Raw genomic sequence first — 21,962 nt, 5'->3', positions numbered from 1 at the left:
TAATAAAAGACACCCTACAAGAAATACCAGTCGAACTAGCTTCGCGGTTTTCAGTAGGGTGTCTTTTGTTTTATTTAAATTTTATTTGCCTTCAGCAATGGAGTCCATAAATTTCAAGTATTCTTCCTTAGTAAATACTGGCTTATAGCCTGCTTTGACTTCGCTGGCTCCTTCTGCATTGCCATATAAAAGGTCGACAATGGTCATAGCTAAGGACTGAGCAGTTTTTGTATAGGCGACGTCGTTATTTACGATTTCATAGTCAGCGCCATGAAGTACGCCCTTGATACAGCCTACCCAAGGATGGATGACTGGCAAGATGTGGGATACATCGCCCATATCTGTGCTGGCTGTAATATGATCGCCTAGGATAACATTGTCTTCGCCAAAGAGTGGAATGGAATTTTCTTTTAAGAAACGATTCATAACTGCATCATTGCGCATTGGTAAATAACCTGGTAAATCGTGGATTTCACAAGTTGCACCGAGGGCATCGGCGCCAGCTTTTAAGGCGCGATTTACTTTGAAATTACCATCTACCATGCCTTCTACAGTGGCAGCACGTACATAACTTTCCATAGTTACATAGTCTGGTACAACATTAACAAGGCTACCACCGCTATTGATGATAGGGTGGAAACGGAAATAATCGCGTTCTTTGAAGGTGTCGCGAATGGCATTTACCCCCATAACGCCCATTATACAAGCTTGAAGGGCATTTACCCCTTCGTGAGGAGCGCCTGCCGCATGAGCCGCTTTACCATGGTATTCGATTAACTTACCGATAAAGCCATTGGATGTAGTACCAAGACCCATTTCACCAGTTGGGGTAGAGGCTGGATTGACATGCATTTGCATAGCCATGTCAATATCGTCGAAGGCCCCTTCATAGATAAGTTGTTGTTTGCCGCCGAGGTAGCGGATTTTGCCTTCTTCACGAAGCTTATTGCGGTAGTCAATCTCCACATATTCTTCAGCAGGCACAGCAAAGAGGACTACATCGCCACCGAGATTATCCATAACGCCAGGAGCTTGTAAGCCTAGTGCTACCGCGATAAGGTTGGCGATTTGCACATTGTGGCCACAGCAGTGAGCCGCACCAGTCAATTCATCAGCACGAGGATGTTTAGGGCAAAGAATGGCATCTAATTCACCAATCATAGCCACTGTGTGAGCTGAGCTTTTACCTTTTAAGCGCCCTTTAACACCAGTTAATGCGTGGCCGGTAGTAAAGGGAATCTGCAATTCTTTAAAAACCTCTTGTACTACAGCGGAGGTTTTATTTTCTTTATAGCCTAATTCAGGGGCTGCCATAATGCGCTCTGCAATTTCCATTAAGCGAGGCATATTATCCTCGATAGCTTTACATACACGAGCTTTTACTTCTGTAATACTGAGTTGATTAGCAGTTGTGCTCATTTAATAATTCCTTCTTTCTTTACGTTCTTTAGACTCTTTACATTTTTTATATTTTTACATTCTTTATTTTATATATTTTTTCACTATATTGACTTGCGTATTTTAGAATAGGCCTTCCCAGTGAAGTACGACTTCGGCCACTAAAGTAGCACAAAGGAAGGTCCCTGTAGCAACGGCTAAGGCCACTGGCACGATGCGCCATGATAATTGCTTAAAGGCATCAAGGTCTTTACCTAAGGACAAACCTGCATAAGCAAGTACTGGTGTAGTGGTAGCGAGGAAGGTTACCTCTGCTGTTTCTTTAGTGAACCACATAGCGCCAGGCACGCCAGGGATGGAGAGGATTACACCTAAAATAGATACCCAGAATACCATAGGTAATTTTTTGAAACCTGGTAAATAGGAAATAACGGCGCCTAAGAAGGAGATGCCAGCTAAGATGAGGCAGCCTTGAAGGCTATCACTGAATAGATGTTTACCATCTAATATATTGCCAATAGCTGTAATGATAGCGGCGATGAAGGCGATAACGAAGAATTTAATACATTTTTGGCTAAATCTTAAGGCTGGTTGTGCAGCCTTAGTAGGCTCGCTAGTATTTGGCTCATATACTGCATTATGAGCGGTGTTAGTAGCTGCACTAGCTGTTTCTGCTGTGGCTGTATTGTTTTTAGAACCGCCCATTTCATGGCTAGTATGTCTAAATTTACGAGCACAGAATGTATAAAGCTTTTCCATAAGTGGTAAGGATACGAAGAGGCTAAAGTAAACGCCCACAACGCTGGTCAAGAGATTGGCTGCGCCTGCAATACTCATGATTTCTTTTTCAAACTCAGGATGAACAGCTACGATTGAACCTGTAGCAGCAGCCATCATACTAGCACTGCCTATGCCGGCGCCCATAGCTAAAGCAAGGGGATGGAATACATTGAGTTGAGAAATTACACCGGATAGAATAGAAATCCACATAGCACCGAAGAGAGTACCGCAAATGTACATGCCCATTACGCCGCGCCCTTCAGGGGAGTGGAAGCCATAGCGATCGATGATGATAGCTACATTGGCTTCTCGGTCGATGGAATAACAAGCACCAATAGATTCGCGACGCATACCTACTAATAAAGCTACAGGTAAACCTAAGATAATAGTGCCGAGTAAGTGACCGAGCTCTTGTAAAATTAAAGCCCAACCAGAATTCATGATGATGTGAAGATTAGGACCAATACCGAGGCCAATCTTAGTCATTAATAGCATAATGGAGATGTTGAGATAATCAGTAGCGGCTTCCATTTGCTCTTCTGTCATAATCTTTAATTTAGGTATTGAAATAATAAGGCCAATAACTAAGGAATAGAGTAATGGTAAAAATACAATGATTCCAAATTTAATTATGCCAATCCCCTCTGCTAATAAGGTGATAAGCAAGCAAAGAAGATGAATTTTCCAATTTTTTAATAGGTTCAACTTTGTGCCCTCCTATACAACAAATATCTACTCGTATAAAACGTATAAAGACATTATACTCCTATTTTGCATTAGGGGGAATCTTGAATTTTGCATATTAGGCATATTAAAGATTAATTAAAGTTATGATTTAGGTTGGGCGTAGTTCATAAAAACGCTTATAGAGGGATTTAGTGAAGATAATTTTATTATTAGTAGAGATGAAATATGAATGAATAAAGTTTGATAAATAGCAGTAAATAGAGGAAGGTATGTCTAAAACCATTCGGTATTTATATGAAAGGGTATGTTTAAATATATTTATATTTAAATCGTCAGTAAAATAGATCTTACTAAAGCAAAAAAATAGGTCCTATCATTGATAGGACCTATTTTATATGGTTACCTTCTAAGGCCATAGGCCTATAGATAGGTACGTGTCAATTATTGTTGTTCCATTGGTTTTGGAGCACCATATTTCTTGAGACTTTCAGCTTCGATTTCAGCCTGAGTTTGATAGTTTTGAGGCATCTTAGCAAGACGAATCCAGCTGCGAACTGCTTCAACTAATACAATTACGATCATCAAGAACATGATAGCACTGAAGGCTACGAGTGTCCATTTGCCTGCTGGTACATAGCTGTAGAATACGTTTTCGAAATCTGCAGCGATAGCGATGATTGCCATGAAGAAGCAAGGCACGCCAGTTACCCAAGCATAACGTTTACGACCAAGGCGCATGATAACAGTTGTACCAACTGCCAATGTCATAGTACCTAATAATTGGTTAGATACACCGAATAGAGGCCAGATAATACCAATGTTACCTTGAAGTACTAGATAACCCCACATTAAGCAGATAAGAGCAGCACAGCCATAAACGCCTGGTTGCCAGTTCACATTGCCCAATGGTTTGTAGAAGCGACCTAATAATTCTTGTAATAAGTAACGACCTACACGAGTACCAGCATCGATAAGTGTCATGATGAATAATGCTTCGAACATGATACAGAAATGATACCAGTAACCCATTAAGTGAGCCATGTTAGGAAGACGGGAGAAGATATGAGCCATACCTACTGCTAAGGATACAGCGCCACCTGGACGATGCATTAAGTCTTCGCCAACCATAGCGGAAAGTGCAGGTAATTCATGAACTTGCAAGCCTAAAGCTTGGAAAGTTTCAGTAGTAGAGTTGATTGCGAAATAATCATCTGGATGAAGTGCAGTCGCTGCGATTAAAGCCATCATAGCGATGAAGGCTTCAGTAAGCATTGCACCGTAACCGATAGGAAGAATTTCTTTTTCATTAGTGATCATCTTAGGAGTAGTACCAGTTGCGATAACTGTATGGAAACCAGATAAAGCACCGCAAGCGATAGTAATAAAGATGAATGGGAATACAGCACCTTTAAGTACTGGACCGCCACCCCAAATGTAAGGAGTAACAGCTGGCATTTGGATTACTGGCATTACGATAATGATACCTAATGCAAGGGCACCAATTGTACCAATTTTTAAGTAAGTTGATAAGTAGTCACGAGGAGCTAAAAGCAACCATACTGGTAAAGCGGCAGCGAAGAAACCGTATACAGCTAACATGATTTCAATTTCATGTAAGTCGTATAAGAACCAGGAAGCATAAGGGGAAGCAGCAACTTCTGGACCGTAAAGAATAGCGGCGAAGATAAGTGCTACACCGATGATAGTAGCTTCTTGGATTTTACCAGGACGTAACCAACGTAAGTAGATACCAACGAAAATAGCAATTGGAATAGTCATACTTACGGAGAAGAAACCCCAAGCAGAGCCATGAAGTGCGTTAGCAACTACTACGGCCATACCAGCAAGAGTAATGATTAACAAGAATAATGTGGACAACATAGCACCAACACTTGCTAAATTACTAATTTCTTCTTTCGCAATATCGGCGATGGATTTACCATCGTAACGAATTGACGCGAAAAGGATAACCATGTCATGCACGGCACCGGCTACTACAGAACCGATTAAAATCCAAAGTAAACCAGGTAAATAACCAAATTGTGCGGCAATAACTGGACCAACGAGAGGACCAGCGCCAGCGATCGCAGCGAAGTGGTGACCAAATGTAACCCATTTGTTAGTAGGTACATAGTCATGACCATCATTGTGAACTACAGCTGGTGTAGGACGATATTGGTCAAGGGTAAGAACTTTGGCTGCAATAAATGCCCCATAAAAGCGGTACGCCAGGATTAATACACAGGCGGAGGCAATTACCAAATAAAGACCATTCATTTCCACTGAGAACACCTCCAGTAAATATGAGCACTGAAAGTGGACAAACGATAAGATAAAATAAATTCAGAAAGATATCAAATTGTCCTTTCAATGCTTTGTGCGGGAAATAAAGAATAAAGTATATAAGATATATGCTAGCAATTCTTCGCTTATTGCTAGATATGTTCCTACAACTTTTCATGGTAACATTTTCCCGATGGCAAATGAGTTGTATCGGCAAACTTTTGCCAGAATGAAACCATTTCTTAAGTCTTATTGTACTCTAATTGACATATCTGTCAATTGAAAATTAATAAAAATCATGTCAGTTATTCGTAAAAAACATTTTACCTTGTATAGGGGCTTTATGTATTCCTAAAATGAATTGAAAATGAAGATTTTATGTATAATATACAAGATAGTCTATAGAAAAATAAGCCTAATTGAGAATAAAAAATGTGGAAAAGAGAATTGGATGCGAGATGGCCAAAATCAGAAAATGCTTAAGATTACTATATTAGATGGTTGAAATCTAATATAGTAATAATTGAAAATAATAATAGAAATTAGATTGAATTGATAATCGACGTATCGATGTATGTAGATATATGCGGATATAGGTCGATGTATAGAGACGTAGGGGAAAGTATGAAGGTGTAGAGGAACGGATGAAGGGGGAGGGGGGAGTATGGACCGTGTAGGGGGAAGTATGGACCGTGTAGGGGGAAGTATGAACGGGCAGGGGGCGTATGAAAGGTGCAGGTGGAAGTAGGAAGGGGTATAGTGAGATATATTGATGTATGTAGTGGAGAAGGTATTATATAAAGTAGCGTGCACATAGCATTCGTGTGTAGTGTTTAAAATTCACAAAACGTGGTACATAATATATAGTTTTAATATAGACGTACTGGGACTGATGATTTATAATATAAAAGAATGTAATACCCTTAAGGCATACATGGTATGATATTAATGGATATACTGTGTTGTAGGTGAGGGTCGATAGATAAAAATGAAATCTCGCTTTTCATAGAAGCTTATATAAATATATATTATATAAGAGGTACATATGATGACTGAGGTTTGTGGATTTACTAAAGCTTTAAAAATAAGCATAAACACATATTATAAAATATGTGCGAAGTAGGGAAAGGAAGTGTATTATGCGACAGTTTCGTTGTGATTCTGAGACTATGAAAAAGGGGTATATGGCATTGGCAGCTCAGGTGAGTAAGGCCATCGAGAAAGGTACTTTATCTGTGTATGATACACTGAATTTAGTTGTTATTGATGATGTAGTTGTTAATTGGTATGGAAATGGCCCTTTTGCAGGTCGTTATATAGAAGAACCTAAAGATGTTCTATTGCAAATGGTGGCGAGAGCACGCTATGAGTTTGAACGCCCTTATTTTGAAGAGCATTCTACTAGTACATTAGCTGAGCTTTCCGTGCAGGCTGTAAAAAATGAAGGACATCCAAAATCGGTTGTGAATGAAGTCTTTACAGATCGAGAAGCAGCTAAATTATGGGAGGTTGGTTTAACCGCCGTAATTAAAGCTTGCCAGGGGACTGGTAGCGATACATTTACAGAACAAGAATGTCGCGATAGCGAGGGCACCTTCTTAGTCAGTGCAGCGGGCATGAATCGCTTATTTGGGGTGCGTCTAGCAGACGAAGATATGAGCATTGTATTCCTTCATATTGGCAAGGAAGAGGCCATGTTAGTGCGCTCTAAATTGCGTGAACAGTATGTTCAGCAAGGTCTTGCTAATGTGGAAGATGCTTTAAAAACTCGCTTGACTGAGGTCATTACATCTTGTGTGAAAGAAATAGCTAATGGCCGAACTGCCGAATTACTTAGAGTGATTGAAAATATGGCTCGTGAAGTGGGAATAAAATCCCGTGTAGCTGAAGTGGTCACTGATTTTAGACGATATAATCGAATTGTTTGGGCTTATTTATATGCCTTAGTGGATAGCGATGAAGTGGAAGTATGGCACAATAGTTTAGATGGTGAAGCAGGCGCTACGAAAGCAGGGGCTAAGCCTATTGCCAATACTCAGGCTCAACCTACCAGTGCCATTGGTGTTGCTGCAGGAGCGGCAATAGCTCAAGAGGGCTTTGATGGGGACTATCATAATCCATTATTAGACGCCTATAATGATGAGCTATTAGAAGAGCATGGCTTTAAGGCTGAGGCTCGTGAGCGTAGTCAGAGTCAGTGGAAGCAAGGTTCCGTAGATGAATCAGCTTTAACTGAATCGATTACTTATGAAGATTTAATTGACAATGTATTTGATACAGATTTATCAAATTTAACGGCTAAAGAGGAGCCTAAGAAGTAATAAAAATATGTTGAACTAGGGTCTCGAAAGAGACTCTAGTTTTTTACCAAGAATTTGAGAGAGAGGATGTTGGGGATGAAAATTAATAAGGTAGTGCTACGCAAAATGCGTCAGCCTTTAAAGCATGGATTTCAAACGAGTTTTGCTGATATGAAGGATAAAGCATTCACTGTAGTGGAGCTATATACGGCGGATGGATATATGACCTATAGTGAGTGCTCAGCGATTGAGCATCCTTGGTATAATGAAGAAACTCGCGACGGTGCCTTTGAGGTGATTAAGCGTTATTTAATTCCGGCTTTGTTTGATATGAACAGGATTGAGCATCCTGAAGAATTTTATGAGGCAACGAATTGGATTCGCCGCAATAAGATGGCGCGCGCGGCCATTGATTGTGGGCTTTGGTCCTTGTATGCACAAGAACGAGGGCTTAGTTTGGCTGCCGCTATAGGTGGTACGCGCAGTACTGTTGAAGTAGGCGTTAGTTTAGGCATACAACCAACTCCAGATGATCTATGTCGTACCATTGAAGGTTATCTAGAGGCTGGGTATAGGCGTATAAAATGTAAAATAAAGCCCAATTATGACTTAGATTATATTAAGCAAGTTCGCCGTGAGTTTGGTGATATTATGCTCATGGCTGATGCTAATTCAGCGTATACTTTAGATCAAATAGAGACTTTTAAGGCGTTAGATGAATACAATTTGCTTATGATTGAACAGCCTTTGGCTAGTGATGATATAGTGGATCATCGTCATTTGCAACAGGCTATTCATACGCCTATTTGTCTTGACGAGTCTATTGATTCTGTAGAGGATGCACGAAAAGCAATTGAATTGGGCAGTTGTAAGACTATAAATATAAAATTGGCTCGCGTTGGTGGTATTACGGAGGCGAAGAAGATTCATGATCTCTGTGCGGCCCATAATATTCCCGTATGGAGCGGTGGCATGTTAGATACGGGCATTGCGAGAGCGTATAATTTAGCCATTGCTTCTTTGCCTAATTACTCCTTGCCTCATGATATTCCTGACGCAGAGCGCTATTGGGCGGTAGATTTAGTGCGTGACACGGTAAAAGTAGGGGCCAATTCGTCCTTGACGGTGCCGACTAGCATAGGCTTAGGTATGTCAGTGGCAAGTGAGCGAGTGGAACAATTTACAGAAGAACGCGTAGAGTTTGTTCGTTAATAAAGGGCTTTATAGGAAGCTAGTGAATTGATTTATGAAATTTGTTATAGCCTTTACCTATAACAGGCTATTGATTTTAGTACATTGACAGTATACATTCATCAGTGTAGAATAATCCCATCAACTAAACAGGATATCATCAAGAGCAACTGAGGGACTGGCCCAATGAGGTTGCGGCAACCATTCTTGTGAAAAGGTGCCAAGTCCAGCGAATTGTTTTGATTCGAAAGATGATTATGTGCAAATAACATCTTCGTTTCTAACGGAGATGTTTTTTTGAGGAGGAGAGAGTCTATGAAATTAAAACGTATATTGTTAATTGCTTTAAGCTTGATTACAGCCCTGGCAGTGCTAGTTGGCTGTGGATCAAATACTTCTAGTGGCGGAGCAGCTGGTGAAAAAAGTGAAATTACTGTGGGGGTAACACCAGGCTCTAGTGAAAAAATATTGGAAGTTGTAGTGAAAGAGGCGGAAAAACAAGGCCTTAAGGTTAATGTGAAAATATTCTCAGACTATATTACACCTGATCAAGCATTGGCTACAGGGGACATTGATTTGAATATGTACCAACATCAGCCATTCCTTGATGCATTTAATGCTAAGAATGGTACTGATTTAGTAAGTATTGGTAAAACCTATTTAGCGCCATTAGCTGCATACTCTCATAAGTACAAGAGCTTGAAGGACATTCCAGAAGGATCCAGTATTGGCATTCCTAATGATCCTACCAATGAAAGCCGTGCTTTAGTATTGCTTCAAAAAGAAGGCGTGATTAAGCTAGATCCTAATAAAGATCAATTAAAAGTTATGCCTCAGGATGTTGTAGAAAATCCTAAAAATGTAAAATTAGTGGAGCTTGATGCAGCGCAGTTGCCTCGTTCTTTGGATGATACAGCAGCATCTGTTATTAATGCCGGCTATGCTATTGATGCAGGCCTTAATAGTGCCCGTGATGGCATTGCCGTAGAGTCTGATACAAGCCCTTATGTAAATATTATTGCAACTCGCGCTAAAGATAAGGACAATCCTACTTACCAGAAATTTGTAAAGATTTTCCAATCTCAAGAAGTAAAAGACTTTATTAATAAAGAGTTTGACCGTGCTATCGTACCAGTTTGGTAAGTAGTGGCAATTAAAAATAAATTCCTGTATAGTGAGAGATAAAAATATCGGCTTATGTCTAGCGAGAGGCATAGGCCGATTTTTAGCAAAGGAGACGATGGAAATGGCAGAGCAGATCGTACAAAGAGAATTTGAAGATAAAAATACAAATGTAAAGGATGTAGTTACGACCGCGCAATTGGAGCGATTTCGTCAATTAATTCGCTGTGAGACTGTAACTAACTCAGATCCAGCGGCTGTAAATTGGGCTGCATATGAAGACTTACACCGCGTGTTTGAGCAAAATTATCCAACTATTTATAAAGAGTTTACTCTCACTCGCATTGGTGAAGCAGGCTTGCAATTTCACTATAAGGTGTCGCAACCTACAGCTGGACCTTTGCTGTTAATGAGTCATCAAGATGTGGTGGAGCCAGGCGATGTAGAGCAATGGAAGGAGGCGCCATTTTCCGCTGAGGTGAAGGATAATATAGTTTGGGGGCGCGGTACAACAGATTGTAAGCATGTAGTCTTTGCCGAGCTAGAAGCGGTGGAAACATTGTTTGCTAGTGGCTGGAGACCTACATACGATTTATATATATCCTTAGGCTATAGTGAAGAAGTATACCGTCAAGATGGTGCAGATGGTGGCCGTTTGTTGGCTGAGAATTTAGCAAAACAGAATATTACTTTAGGCTGTCTTATTGATGAAGGCGGTAGCATTGTGAAAACGCCTACAGGTGATACGGCAGCATATATTGGTTTAGGAGAAAAATCGGCTGTCAATTTTGAACTCTACTGTGATACCGCTGGTGGACACTCTAGTAAACCGGGGAAGGGAACGGGCTTAGGTCAAATCGGCCGCGCTATTGTAGCCATTGAAGACAATCCTTTGCCATATCGATTAACGCCATTAGTAAAGGCTAATTTACAGGCTAGCGCTCCTTTACAGGAGGGGAAAAAAGCGACTATTTATAGTGATCCAGAAGGGCATTGGGAGGAGTTATGTGCTTTAGCACAGGAGGATGTAGAGCTAGATGCTATGCTTCATACGACCTTTGCGGTTACTATGGCTTCAGGCAGTGCACAACCGAATGTAATGCCTTCTCATGCGACTATAGGTATTAGTTGTCGTATTTTGCAAGGTGATACAGTGGAGTCTATTATTTCTTATTTGGAAAGCATTATTCCTGAGACGGTTAAGGTGCGCCATTTGTCTGGTGTGGATCCGCAGCCTACAGCTACCGTAGAGAGTGATGAATTTGCTTTATTAACTAAGGTTCTGCGCCATATTTATGGAGAGGCAATCCATGTGATTCCTTATTTGATGTTAGGGGCTACAGATTCTCGATATTATAAAGCAGTGGCGCCTAATGCGTTTCGATTCAGTGGATTTTTCCAAGATGAGCGATGGGGCAAGGCGCATTGCGTGAATGAACGAATTCCAGTAGATGCGCTGGCTTCTGGTATCGTTTATTTTACAGAAGTGCTCAAAGCGTATGGTAAGTAATAGCATGTATAAAATCGTATATAGATAAAGGAAGATAGTATATAAATGTGGGAAGCTATAAAGCCATATAGTGATAAAGCCATATATTTATAAAGCTATGTAAATATAAAGTCCTTTGAGCATATGTAGTTAACTCATAGTAGAAGTTAGATTTTTGTTAAATTGCTTTTTTTTCTACTAAAAAACGATTTAATGATGTATAAGAGTTCCATAGAAGCGGAGTGAAGTTCGCTCTCTATGGGGCTCTTTTTGTTATACAGGGACTGTATAATTCGATATGTAAAATCGGTATGACAGAGAAGCAAAGTTTTAGTTGAAAATTTTATTAAAGTATGAAAAAATGTATTTATAATGTATTTTCTTAAATAGTTTATTAAAGTGAGGAGCTAAGTGTTATGTCAGAATTGAGATGGAATCCCTTGCTTGGCACCTGGACTATGGTGGCCTCCAATCGAAAAAATCGCCCTACGATGCCGACAGATTGGTGTCCATTTTGCCCTGGTGAAGGAAAGCATGTGCCTGATGATTTTACTGTTTTCAGCTATGACAATGATTTTCCAGCTTTAACTCAAAATCCTGAGCCACCAACTATGGATCCTACAGGATTTTATAAGAGTGCGGAAAATTATGGCAAATGTGAAGTTATTTTATACTCCCCACGACATAATGTTAAATTTTATGAATTGTCTGTGCATCATTTAGTGGAATTGATTAACTTAATTGCTGAACGATGTACAGAATTAAGTAAAGATAAAAGAATTAAGTATGTATATCCTTTTGAAAATAAAGGCGAAGCCGTTGGCGTCACAATGCCTCATCCACATGGGCAAATCTATGGATATTCCTATGTGCCACAAAAGCTTGAAGTGGAGCTTTTAAACTCTAAAAAGCATTATGAGGAAGAAGGACGCTGTTTAATTTGCCATATTAATGAAACTGAATTGCGCGCTCAAGACCGAATTGTGTTTGAAAATGATAGCTTTATGGCCTACATTCCATTTTTTACTGACTATCCATATGGTGTGTTTGTAGCTCCGAAACGTCATCTTGGCTATTTGAGTGACTGCACGGCTCATGAACGAGCTGACTTAGCACGTCTTCTCAAGGTTCTTACACAAGCTTTTGATGAACTATTTCATATGCCATTCCCATATATGATGGTATATCATCAGCGCCCAGTGAATAGTCCAGAGTATGAAGACTCCAAGGATTATTATCACTTCCATATGGAATTTTACCCACCATTTAGAGAGGCTAATAAGATTAAATATTATGCATCCTCTGAGATGGGGGCGTGGGCAGCAGCGAATACGAGTGCCGTTGAAGAAACTGCACCAGTACTTCGCAAGTTAATAAAAGATATATTGGCACGCGATTAGTTTTGCTCAGAAAGGATTATATAAGAATGGACAATAGCATTAAAGCGGTGGGCCTGACCAAGGAACAGTTAAAAGAGCGGTTTATTACTGTTTTCGGGGAGTCAGAAGAGCCTATTAAATATTTCTTTGCCCCTGGCCGTGTAAATATAATTGGAGAACATCAAGATTATAATGGTGGACATGTATTTCCTGCCGCGTTGACTATGGGCATTTGGGGCGCTATTCGAGTGAATGCGCCATCGGAACCAGGCTACAAGGAAATTCGTACATACTCAGCTAATATTACTGGATTGCCTGAAGAAGGCTGTGTATCTGATTCGGCTAAGACGAATGACAAGTATTTTGATTTTACATATCTTGAAGAGTTAGACTGGAGTAATTATTTTTGGGGTGTGTTGAATTATTTTGAAAAACAAGGCTATGAGTTACCTTGTTTAGATGTATATTTTGAAGGGAATTTGCCAGAAGGGGCCGGTCTGTCGTCTTCGGCTAGTCTTTTAGATTTAACTGTATATATGTTAATGGATGTGTTGGATATTCCTATGGATCGCACTAAAGTCGCTGAAATTGCTAAAGATGTAGAATATAACTATATTGGCGTAAAAGTAGGCATTATGGATCAATTTGCCATTAGTCATGGCAAAAAAGGGCATGGTGTATTCTTGGATTGTACCAATATGACCTTTGAACATGTGCCAGTTGATTTTGGTGACTATCAATTAGTTATTATGAATACCAATCATCAGCGCAGCTTAGTGGGCTCCGTATTTAATGTACGTAAAGCAGAATGTGATAGTGCCTTAGAGGATATTCGTAAACATCGTGACTTAGTAGCCCTTAGTTTAGGTACAGTAGATGATTTAGACTATGTAGAAAATGAAGTAAATCGCCGCCGTGCAAAGCATGCTATTACTGAAAATTTAAGGGTTGTAGAGTTTATACAGGCTTTGCGAAGTAAGGATATGGATAAGATTAAAGAGATTATTAATGCGTCTCATGAGTCGCTTCGTTTGGATTATGAAGTAAGTGGTCTTGAATTAGATAAAATTGTAGAAATTGCGCGAGCTCAAGAAGGCTGTTTAGCCTCTCGGATGACTGGCGCAGGCTTTGGTGGTTGTGCCATTGCTATCGTAGAAAAAGCTAAGCTAGAATCATTTAAGGACGCTGTAGCTAATGAATATGAAGCGGTGGTAAAAGTAAGACCAGATTTATATATAGCCGATTTAGGTGATGGGGTGCGTGAGTTGTAAAAGAGGAGGTGAGCGCATGCAGTCGAAGCAAGCTGTTAGCAATGATGAGATTATATTGAATTATATTAGACGTCATGGTTCTGTATCAAAGGCTATTATTGCTCGTAATACAGGAATTACACCGCCAACAGTGACTAATATTTGCACTGTATTAGCTCAAAAGGGTTTAATTTATGAAGATCGACAGGAGCGTAGTGCATTAGGACGTCCGTCAATGTTACTTAAATTTAACGAGCAAAAAGAGATGATGCTGATTGTCCATGTAAGGACTCATAAGATTGTGTTTTATGTAGTACAAGCAGGCGGCATCATTTTAAATAAAGCAGAACAATCCATCATTGGTTCAAGTATTGATGAGATTATGAACCAAATGTATAAAGGGATGGAAGAAATTTTAGAGGATATTCGTTGGACTATTGCTGTAATCGGTTTAATATTACGAGGTCCAGTGGATTCACAAAAAGGGATTTCCATTTACTCTCCTAATGCTAAATGGAATAATATTCCTTTTAAATACATTATGGAAGAGCGCTTCCACTTGCCTACATATGTGGAGAATGATGTGCGCTGTTTAGCCAATGGAGAATATCATTTCGGTAGTGGCAAGGGCATTGATAATTTATTAGTCCTCAAGTTTAGCTATGGCTTGGGGGTATCTTTAATCTATAAAGGCAATGTGTATCGTGGTTTTAATGATTGCGCTGGTGAAGTGGGTTACACTGTAATCGATATGGATGATACGGATGGTGAAGAGCCGGTGTTTACTCGCCTTGAGTCCGTTGCTTCAGAAACGGCCATCCGCGAGTATGTATTAGGTGAAATCAAAAAAGGACGGGACTCAATTGTAGCTGATAATCCTGATATTTTAGCTGATGCATTTAGAGTTGAGCCGATTTATGAAGCGGCTGTAGAAGGTGATGCTATTTGTTTAGAAGCCTTGAATCAAGTGGGCAAATACTTGGGCGTTACCTTGGCTAATTTATATAATATTATCAATCCACAGCGCATTGTTATTAGCTCTGTTATGGGCAATGCAGTGGGCACAATGGATCCGATTTTGCGCAAAGTATTAGAGAAGAATTTGCGTCGCATTCAAGCCGTTGACTTAGTGTATTCTGGCAGTGGTAGCTATTATACCTTGCTTGGCATGGTAGATATTGTGAGTTCCCGCCGAGCTAGCGAAGTTTGGCTTCATGAAAGATAAAGTGCAGTGTTATTTTAGAGTAAGACCTTTTATTTAGGTAGATGCGCTATAAAGACATAGCGAAATAATATAATCTACATTTTCTTTTCAAAGGAGGAGTTTCTCGTGAAAAAGTCATGGAAAGCAGCGTTATTAGCTACCTTTGCGGTAGCCACAATGGTGGTGAGTGGATGCGGTTCAAGTAGCTCCGGTGGTGATTTACCACAAGTAGGGGTTGCCATCTACAAATTTGACGATACCTTTATGAGCGGCGTACGTGCACGTATTGATGCAGCGGCTAAAGACAAAGCTAAGGTAGATATTGTAGACAGCCAAAACTCTCAACCAACTCAAAACGAAAAAATTGACCTTTTCTTAAACAAGAAGTACAAGGCTATCGGTGTTAATATCGTTGACCGCCCAGCAGCAGGCGTTATCATCGATAAAGCGAAAGCCGCTAATGTACCAGTTGTGTTTATGAACCGTGAGCCTTTAAAAGATGATATGGCTAAATGGGACAAAGTGTACTATGTAGGCGCTAAAGCTGAGCAAAGTGGTGAAATGCAAGGTAAGATCTTAGCTGACTACTTCAAAGCACATCCAGAAGCATATCGCAGCAATGATAATGTATTACATTATGTATTGATTAAAGGCGAACCTGGTCATCAAGATGCAGAACTTCGCTCTAAATATGTAATTGAATCACTTCAAAAAGAAGGCATTCAAGTAGAAGAATTAGCGCAAGATACAGCTATGTGGGACCGTGTAAAAGGTCAGGAAAAAATGGCGGCATTCTTAGCTAGCTATGGCGATAGAATTGATGCTGTAATCGCTAATAATGACGACATGGCATTAGGTGCTATTGAGGCACTTAAAGCGGCAGGTTACTTCCAAAATGGCAAGTACATGCCAGTAGTAGGTGTGGATGCTACCGCTCCAGCAGTACAAGCGCTTAAAGATGGTACTTTACTTGGCACCGTATTAAACAATGCTAAGAAACAAGGGGATGCTGTATTTAACCTTATGTTAGTACTTTCTAAAGGTGAAACACCAACAAAAGAAAATGTAGGCTTTGACCTTGTTGATAAACAATATATCTGGGTTCCTTATGAAATCGTAACTAAGGAAAATGCAGATAAGATTCTAGGCGATAAATAATCTCTAGAATGAAGGACTAGGCGATATGTAGTCGCCGCAAGTAGGCGATGCATATCGCAGTAAGCACTTAGAAGATAATGACTTTAAAGTGGGATTACCACCGGTCATTATCTTCTCGCTTACAATTTGGTAGGAGGGCAACATGAGTGAATATATTTTAGAGATGCAGCACATAACTAAAACATTTCCTGGCGTAAAAGCGCTCAATGATGTGTCTCTACAGCTCCGTCCTGGCTCCGTGCATGCGCTCATGGGCGAAAATGGAGCAGGTAAATCGACCTTAATGAAATGCTTGTTCGGCATTTATAAGCAAGATGAGGGGCAAATTATTTTAAATGGTGAGCCAGTGACAATATCTGATTCTAAGAAGGCCTTAGATTTGGGGATTTCCATGATTCACCAAGAGCTATATCCTGTACTGCAACGCAGTGTAATGGAAAATTTATGGTTAGGACGTTTTCCTGTAAAATCATATGGGCCGCTAAAATTAGTGGACCACAAAAAGATGAAAGACGATACATTAGCTTTGTTTAAAGAAATAGATGTTGATATTGATCCGGAAGAATTAGCCGGTCATTTATCTGTATCTAAATTGCAGAGCATAGAGATTGCTAAAGCAGTATCTCACAATTCACGAATTATTGTAATGGATGAGCCCACATCGTCACTTACGAGTGATGAAGTAGAGCATTTGTTTAAGATTATTGAAGGCTTAAAGGCTCGTGGCGTTGCTATTATTTACATTTCTCATAAGATGGAAGAAATCCTCCGCATATCTGATGAAGTGACGATTATGCGCGATGGTAACTATATAGGCACTTGGCCAGCTAGTGAATTAACTACTGATCTCATTATAAAGCGCATGGTTGGCCGTGAAATGACGCAATTATTCCCAGAGAAAACTAATATACCAGGGGAAGAAATTCTTCGCGTAGAAAATATTACCTCCATTCGAGAGTCATCCTTTAAAGATGTTAGCTTTTCTCTTCGAAAGGGAGAAGTTTTGGGCATTGGTGGCCTCGTAGGGGCGCAGCGTACAGAAGTTATTGAAGCCCTCTTTGGACTTCGTCACTTGGCGTCAGGTAAAATTTTCTTGCGCGGTGAAGAGGTAAAGATTCGCAATCCGCGCGATGCGAAAAAGCATCACATTGCCTTGCTCACTGAAGAGCGAAGAGCTACTGGTATATTCCCGATGCTCAATATTGTAGATAATAATACGATGGCGTCGATGAAAAAGTATCGTGGTAAGACGGGCTTGTTAAATGATAAATTACGCGAACTAGATACGGAAGAGGGCGTAGCCTCACTTCGTATTAAAACGCCAGATACAAAAACTCGCATTCAATCATTATCTGGTGGGAATCAACAAAAAGTATTGATTTCCCGGTGGCTAAATACAGCGCCAGAAATTCTTCTCCTAGATGAACCAACTCGAGGCATTGATGTGGGGGCTAAATATGAAATTTACACCATCATCAATCGTTTGGCGGCGCAAGGAAAGAGCGTTATTATGATTTCCTCAGAAATGTCAGAGCTGTTGGGCATGAGTGATCGCATCATGGTCATGAGTAATGGCATTATGGAAGGCATACTGGATGCCAAAGAGGCAACCGAAGAAAAAATCATGGAGCTTGCTACGGCAGGCCTAGTTTAGGAGGACTTTGATATGAGTAGAAATCGCCTTAGTCAATTTATGACGCAAAATGCTATTTATATCGTACTAGTTGTGCTAGTGGCAGCAATATCGATTTACAACACTAATTTTTTATCATTAACTAGTTTTCGCGATATTTTAATTCAATCATCACCGCGTGTAATTATTACATTAGGTTCTGCTATGATCTTGATTACAGCAGGCTGTGACTTGTCAGCTGGTCGTGTAGTAGGCCTTACAGCGGTAGTGTCGGCATCTCTATCGCAGATGCCAAGCTATCCGCATCCTTTCTTTGAAAATGCACCTAACTTACCAGTATTCTTACCGATTATTATTGCCATTGCAGTAGGTGCTGGGGTAGGTCTTATTTCCGGTTTAATTGTTGCCTATTTAAGAATCGTACCATTTATTGCAACCTTAGGTACCATGGTTATTACCTATGGTATTTGTTCTTTGTACTTTGATATGCCGCCTAATAATTCGCAACCAGTAGGTGGTTTACGTCCAGAGTTTACTGTATTCGGCTCCGGCACTTTGGATTTGGGCTTTATGACGATTCCTTACATTGTCATTATTGCTGCTGTTATAGCTTGTATTATGTACATTGTATATAACAAGACGGTGTTGGGTAAAAATATGTTTGCCATTGGTGGCAATCCACAAGCTGCTGTTGTTTCTGGGATTAATGTAGCTAGTACATTAATTTGCATCTATGTGATTGCAGGCGCTCTATATGGTTTAGGTGGCGTTCTTGAAGCCGCTCGTACCGGAGGGGCTACTAATAACTATGGTAATATGTATGAACTTGATGCTATCGCCGCTGCGGTAGTAGGTGGTGTATCTGTAACTGGTGGTATTGGTACTGTACCAGGGATTATTGCAGGCGTACTTATTTTTACAGTTATTAACTATGGTTTAACCTTCGTTGGTATGGGCCCATATTGGCAGCTTATTATTAAAGGTTTAATCATTGTTATTGCCGTTGCTGTAGACGTTCGTAAATACTTGGCACGTAAATAATTTTTTGTTCATAACAACTTACACATTTGGTGACATAAGTTCTTTTATTAAGTTTATAGTACATAAGAGACTGAGGTTCTCCTAAGAGGACCTCAGTTTTTGCGTTTTTTAGAGCCAAGGCTAGGATAGTATTTTAGGCTTATTAAAAATTTCAATCATAAAAATGTAAAACTCTATTTATTAATTGAGCGTTTTATAGTAATATATATATGAAATTAAGTAATATGTATTAGTTGTATTTATGAATTCAAATAATATATATTCGGGGACGGTGTGGATACTTAACTAGTTAGTCATAATAGGGATTTAATTAGAACTGTTGTATGAATTTGTGTATATGTGATTAGGGATAGGTGCGTAATAAGTTTGTGTAAGTTGAAGGATTTTATATGAAGCAAGTAGGAAAGCGAGGCAAAATAGGGGGTATTATAGGGGCGCTAATAGTATTAGGGATTATATTATTAGCTTATATGGGGCCAGCTGGTGTAGCTAATACATTAGAGACTCTCGGCATTCGTGCGCATAAGTACTTAGGTTATGAGTTTACACCACAGCATGTGCGACAAATGGTGACGGAAGATATGAACCATTCGCGAATTATTATGTGGGATACAAAGGATTTAGTGGAAAATCCTGTTGTTGAGTTTAAACGTGCATCAGATGAATCAGGGGAAATCATGCAAATTGATGCCGTGTCAGAGCGCTTCACTGACGGTGAAGAAACAAGGTATTTATATAAGGTGACTTTGAATAATTTAGTGCCTAATACTGAATATGAGTACCGTGTAGGTAAGGGGATGTACTCCTCGCCTTGGTATCGCCTTAAGACTGGAGATGACAAGGAGGTAAAGGCGCTTATATTTGGCGATTCTAAATCATTTGTATACGGGAAGTGGTTAGATTTAGCACAAGGTGCTTTTAGACGTCATCCAGATGTAGATTTTTTTGCTAATTTAGGTAATTTGGTAGATAATGGCTCCTCTAAGGTAGAGTGGACTGCCTGGTTAAATGGAGCTAGTCCTTTGCTAGAAAATATTCCCTTTGTTCCGATTATGGGGACCCATGAGTTTTATGGCGATAATAAGAAGGAGCAATTGCCAGAGGCCTTTTTCCATTTATTTGCTTGGCCCCACCGTGACAATGGTATCATGAGAGCGCCATTTTATTCTTTTGATTATGGCGATGTGCATTTTGTAATTATTGATACGCAAATTGACCAATGGCCTGATAAATATAAAGAGATTGCTAAAGAGCGCCAATTGGCTTGGTTGAAGTCTGATTTAGCGCATACGATAAAGAAGTGGAAGGTCGTGCTGATGCATCGAGATGCCTTAGCCTATGCTGAGGCGAATGCTGTGTCATTAAATACGTCCTTTAGCGATATGGGTAAGACGTTTATGTCGTATTTTGATGAAGGGCAGGTAGATTTAGTTCTATCGGGGCAGTTGCAAACTTATCGACGTCGGGGACATATTAAAGGCTTTGAGCGCAGCCAAGTCGGCCCATATTATATATCTGTTGGTAAGGCCGGGGACAGTGATAATGAAAACTTAGGCCCGCATGTGCTTGATGAATATTCTTTACAGTCAGATTCTGCACTTAATTATTTAGTGATCACACAAGTTGATAATGAATTGCGTGTGAGTGCGTATTATACAGATGGCGAAAAGTTTGATCAAATTGTATTGACGAAGTAACGAAGATTATAAAAACATAAAACCGCTGAAGTTCAATGAATTGAGTTTCAGCGGTTTTTTATGTTTATATAGTTTTTTAGTTAATATAATCTTTAGGTTTATATGATCTTTTAATTTATATAATTTTTTAGTTAATATAATTTTTAGTCTATAGGAGAAAGTCCGTTTACATATTTGACTTTTTGCTTTGATTATTTATAGTCTATTCTACTAAGCTAGAAAGCTCCTTTTTAAATATAGTGCCGGCGGCTGAGAGGGGATTGTTTTTGCGCCATAAACAGTTCATATATGATTGCCTTACATCGGATAGAGGAATAAAACAGATATCGCTGGCTAAGGATGTATTGCCAATTTGGTCATAAGAGAGGGCATAGCCCACACCTTCACGAACCATGATAAGGGCATTAAATAGTAAATTGTAAGTGGCCACTATGTTTAATGCATCTTGCTTGCCATTGAACCAAGAGGGGAAGTCGATGAGCATATTTTGTCGAGAGCAAATTAGGGGCAGGCCTTCTAAGTCTTTTAACTTGAGGGAGCTTTGCTTGGCTAAGTCACTTGTTTTAGGGACTAATAAGCCCCATGTATCTGGAGAAGGTATTGGGATTTGATCGTACTTGGTCGACTCTTCATAGTCCATTACAAAGGCAAAATCAACGAGACCTTTGTCTAATTTTTCTAATACGTCCTCAAGATTGCCACTGTATATATGGAGATGGATATTAGGATAGAGTTGGTGAATTTGTTTGAGTGCTTTGGCTACATAAGCAAAAGACTCAGACTCAGCACTGCCGATATATACATTGCCTTCAGTAAGCGATGAAAAGTCTTTAAACTCTAATTCTGTTTTGTGGACTAAATCAAGGATGTCCTGGGCGCGCTTTTGGAGTAATAGGCCGGCTTCAGTCAGTTCAATGCTGTAATTGGTGCGATTGTAGAGTTTTACCCCTAGTTCATCTTCTAAATCTTTTATTTGTTTAGACATAGTAGGTTGTGTGATGTGGAGATTTTTAGCAGCGCGGGACATATTATTTTCTCGCGCCATTTCTAAAAAGTAACGAAGTACACGTAGTTCCATGGAGGCTCCTTTCTTTATTGCGATTTATTCAATATGTATGGAAGTATAGTCTTATGATTAGCTGAGTGTTGTGGATATATAAATTTACGAGTAGCTTTTTGTTTTGAAGTGCAACTTTATTATTAGTTTCATATTTATTCTGTAATAGAACAATTTTATTATATGACAAATAGAAATAGATTAAAAGAATAACTGGATATAAATTATAAATAATTGTTATATTTATAATTTTAAATATAATTAGGATATGAAGATTGAAAGCACTTTAGGAA

Annotated in this window: 15 protein-coding genes and 1 riboswitch; of the genes, 11 read left to right on the top strand and 4 right to left on the bottom strand. The window is 39.6% G+C overall.

Features of this window, described 5'->3' with window-relative positions:
• Window positions 1-81: 81 nt before the first annotated feature.
• The 3 genes from QZR90_RS00155 to QZR90_RS00145 all read right to left on the bottom strand — a co-directional run bounded on the left by QZR90_RS00155 (window position 82) and on the right by QZR90_RS00145 (window position 5,148).
• On the bottom strand, window positions 82-1,419 hold the full coding sequence (locus QZR90_RS00155; RefSeq protein ID WP_295787297.1) for an amidohydrolase: 1,338 nt from the start codon (window positions 1,417-1,419) through the stop codon (window positions 82-84).
• Between the two features lie 102 nt (window positions 1,420-1,521).
• The gene (locus tag QZR90_RS00150) at window positions 1,522-2,883 is read right to left on the bottom strand and encodes a DUF3100 domain-containing protein (protein WP_295787294.1); all 1,362 of its coding nucleotides are present in this window, start codon (window positions 2,881-2,883) and stop codon (window positions 1,522-1,524) included.
• 423 nt (window positions 2,884-3,306) lie between these two features.
• A complete protein-coding gene (locus tag QZR90_RS00145; RefSeq protein ID WP_295787291.1) occupies window positions 3,307-5,148 on the bottom strand; it encodes a carbon starvation protein A in 1,842 nt (613 codons plus the stop codon).
• A gap of 1,139 nt (window positions 5,149-6,287) precedes the next feature.
• On the opposite strand from QZR90_RS00145, the gene QZR90_RS00140 reads away from it, so the two are divergent.
• From QZR90_RS00140 to QZR90_RS00090, 11 genes are all read left to right on the top strand, one after another.
• The gene (locus tag QZR90_RS00140; RefSeq protein WP_295787288.1) at window positions 6,288-7,469 is read left to right on the top strand and encodes a helix-turn-helix domain-containing protein; all 1,182 of its coding nucleotides are present in this window, start codon (window positions 6,288-6,290) and stop codon (window positions 7,467-7,469) included.
• A 75-nt stretch (window positions 7,470-7,544) separates the two neighbouring features.
• The gene (gene menC / locus QZR90_RS00135) at window positions 7,545-8,660 is read left to right on the top strand and encodes an o-succinylbenzoate synthase (protein WP_295787285.1); all 1,116 of its coding nucleotides are present in this window, start codon (window positions 7,545-7,547) and stop codon (window positions 8,658-8,660) included.
• Between the two features lie 133 nt (window positions 8,661-8,793).
• Window positions 8,794-8,897, top strand: a riboswitch (SAM riboswitch).
• A gap of 57 nt (window positions 8,898-8,954) precedes the next feature.
• A complete protein-coding gene (locus QZR90_RS00130; protein WP_295787282.1) occupies window positions 8,955-9,782 on the top strand; it encodes a MetQ/NlpA family ABC transporter substrate-binding protein in 828 nt (275 codons plus the stop codon).
• A gap of 103 nt (window positions 9,783-9,885) precedes the next feature.
• On the top strand, window positions 9,886-11,271 hold the full coding sequence (locus QZR90_RS00125) for a M20/M25/M40 family metallo-hydrolase (RefSeq protein ID WP_295787279.1): 1,386 nt from the start codon (window positions 9,886-9,888) through the stop codon (window positions 11,269-11,271).
• A gap of 395 nt (window positions 11,272-11,666) precedes the next feature.
• Window positions 11,667-12,650, top strand: a complete 984-nt coding sequence (galT, locus tag QZR90_RS00120) for a galactose-1-phosphate uridylyltransferase (RefSeq protein WP_295787275.1) — start codon at window positions 11,667-11,669, stop codon at window positions 12,648-12,650.
• 26 nt (window positions 12,651-12,676) lie between these two features.
• Complete coding sequence (locus tag QZR90_RS00115) at window positions 12,677-13,900, top strand: galactokinase (RefSeq protein WP_295787273.1); 1,224 nt, start codon at window positions 12,677-12,679, stop codon at window positions 13,898-13,900.
• A gap of 16 nt (window positions 13,901-13,916) precedes the next feature.
• On the top strand, window positions 13,917-15,104 hold the full coding sequence (locus QZR90_RS00110; RefSeq protein ID WP_295787271.1) for an ROK family transcriptional regulator: 1,188 nt from the start codon (window positions 13,917-13,919) through the stop codon (window positions 15,102-15,104).
• 105 nt (window positions 15,105-15,209) lie between these two features.
• Window positions 15,210-16,241 carry a galactose ABC transporter substrate-binding protein gene (locus QZR90_RS00105; protein ID WP_295787268.1) on the top strand — a complete coding sequence of 344 codons (1,032 nt, stop codon included), beginning with the start codon at window positions 15,210-15,212 and terminating at the stop codon, window positions 16,239-16,241.
• A 142-nt stretch (window positions 16,242-16,383) separates the two neighbouring features.
• The gene (locus QZR90_RS00100; RefSeq protein ID WP_295787265.1) at window positions 16,384-17,895 is read left to right on the top strand and encodes a sugar ABC transporter ATP-binding protein; all 1,512 of its coding nucleotides are present in this window, start codon (window positions 16,384-16,386) and stop codon (window positions 17,893-17,895) included.
• 12 nt (window positions 17,896-17,907) lie between these two features.
• Complete coding sequence (gene mglC / locus QZR90_RS00095; RefSeq protein ID WP_295787262.1) at window positions 17,908-18,915, top strand: galactose/methyl galactoside ABC transporter permease MglC; 1,008 nt, start codon at window positions 17,908-17,910, stop codon at window positions 18,913-18,915.
• A gap of 389 nt (window positions 18,916-19,304) precedes the next feature.
• Entirely contained in the window at window positions 19,305-20,612 is a 1,308-nt protein-coding gene (locus tag QZR90_RS00090; RefSeq protein WP_295787259.1) for a metallophosphoesterase family protein, read from the top strand.
• A gap of 202 nt (window positions 20,613-20,814) precedes the next feature.
• Here QZR90_RS00090 and QZR90_RS00085 read toward each other — a convergent pair whose 3' ends face one another.
• Window positions 20,815-21,690 carry a LysR family transcriptional regulator gene (locus QZR90_RS00085; protein WP_295787257.1) on the bottom strand — a complete coding sequence of 292 codons (876 nt, stop codon included), beginning with the start codon at window positions 21,688-21,690 and terminating at the stop codon, window positions 20,815-20,817.
• Window positions 21,691-21,962: the final 272 nt, after the last annotated feature.

It is taken from the genome of uncultured Veillonella sp., assembly GCF_900545795.1.
Taxonomy (GTDB): domain Bacteria; phylum Bacillota; class Negativicutes; order Veillonellales; family Veillonellaceae; genus Veillonella_A.
The sequence above is the reverse complement of the archived record's forward strand: the minus strand, read 5'-3'. Positions and strand labels throughout refer to the sequence as shown.

What these genes read in the sequence shown, in the direction of transcription:
- QZR90_RS00085 (WP_295787257.1), bottom strand. Translation starts at nt 21,690, where the DNA reads ATGGAACTACGTGTACTTCGTTACTTTTTAGAAATGGCGCGAGAAAAT.
- QZR90_RS00130 (WP_295787282.1), top strand. Translation starts at nt 8,955, where the DNA reads ATGAAATTAAAACGTATATTGTTAATTGCTTTAAGCTTGATTACAGCC.
- menC (WP_295787285.1), top strand. Translation starts at nt 7,545, where the DNA reads ATGAAAATTAATAAGGTAGTGCTACGCAAAATGCGTCAGCCTTTAAAG.
- galT (WP_295787275.1), top strand. Translation starts at nt 11,667, where the DNA reads ATGTCAGAATTGAGATGGAATCCCTTGCTTGGCACCTGGACTATGGTG.
- QZR90_RS00115 (WP_295787273.1), top strand. Translation starts at nt 12,677, where the DNA reads ATGGACAATAGCATTAAAGCGGTGGGCCTGACCAAGGAACAGTTAAAA.
- QZR90_RS00110 (WP_295787271.1), top strand. Translation starts at nt 13,917, where the DNA reads ATGCAGTCGAAGCAAGCTGTTAGCAATGATGAGATTATATTGAATTAT.
- QZR90_RS00140 (WP_295787288.1), top strand. Translation starts at nt 6,288, where the DNA reads ATGCGACAGTTTCGTTGTGATTCTGAGACTATGAAAAAGGGGTATATG.
- mglC (WP_295787262.1), top strand. Translation starts at nt 17,908, where the DNA reads ATGAGTAGAAATCGCCTTAGTCAATTTATGACGCAAAATGCTATTTAT.
- QZR90_RS00100 (WP_295787265.1), top strand. Translation starts at nt 16,384, where the DNA reads ATGAGTGAATATATTTTAGAGATGCAGCACATAACTAAAACATTTCCT.
- QZR90_RS00155 (WP_295787297.1), bottom strand. Translation starts at nt 1,419, where the DNA reads ATGAGCACAACTGCTAATCAACTCAGTATTACAGAAGTAAAAGCTCGT.
- QZR90_RS00090 (WP_295787259.1), top strand. Translation starts at nt 19,305, where the DNA reads ATGAAGCAAGTAGGAAAGCGAGGCAAAATAGGGGGTATTATAGGGGCG.
- QZR90_RS00125 (WP_295787279.1), top strand. Translation starts at nt 9,886, where the DNA reads ATGGCAGAGCAGATCGTACAAAGAGAATTTGAAGATAAAAATACAAAT.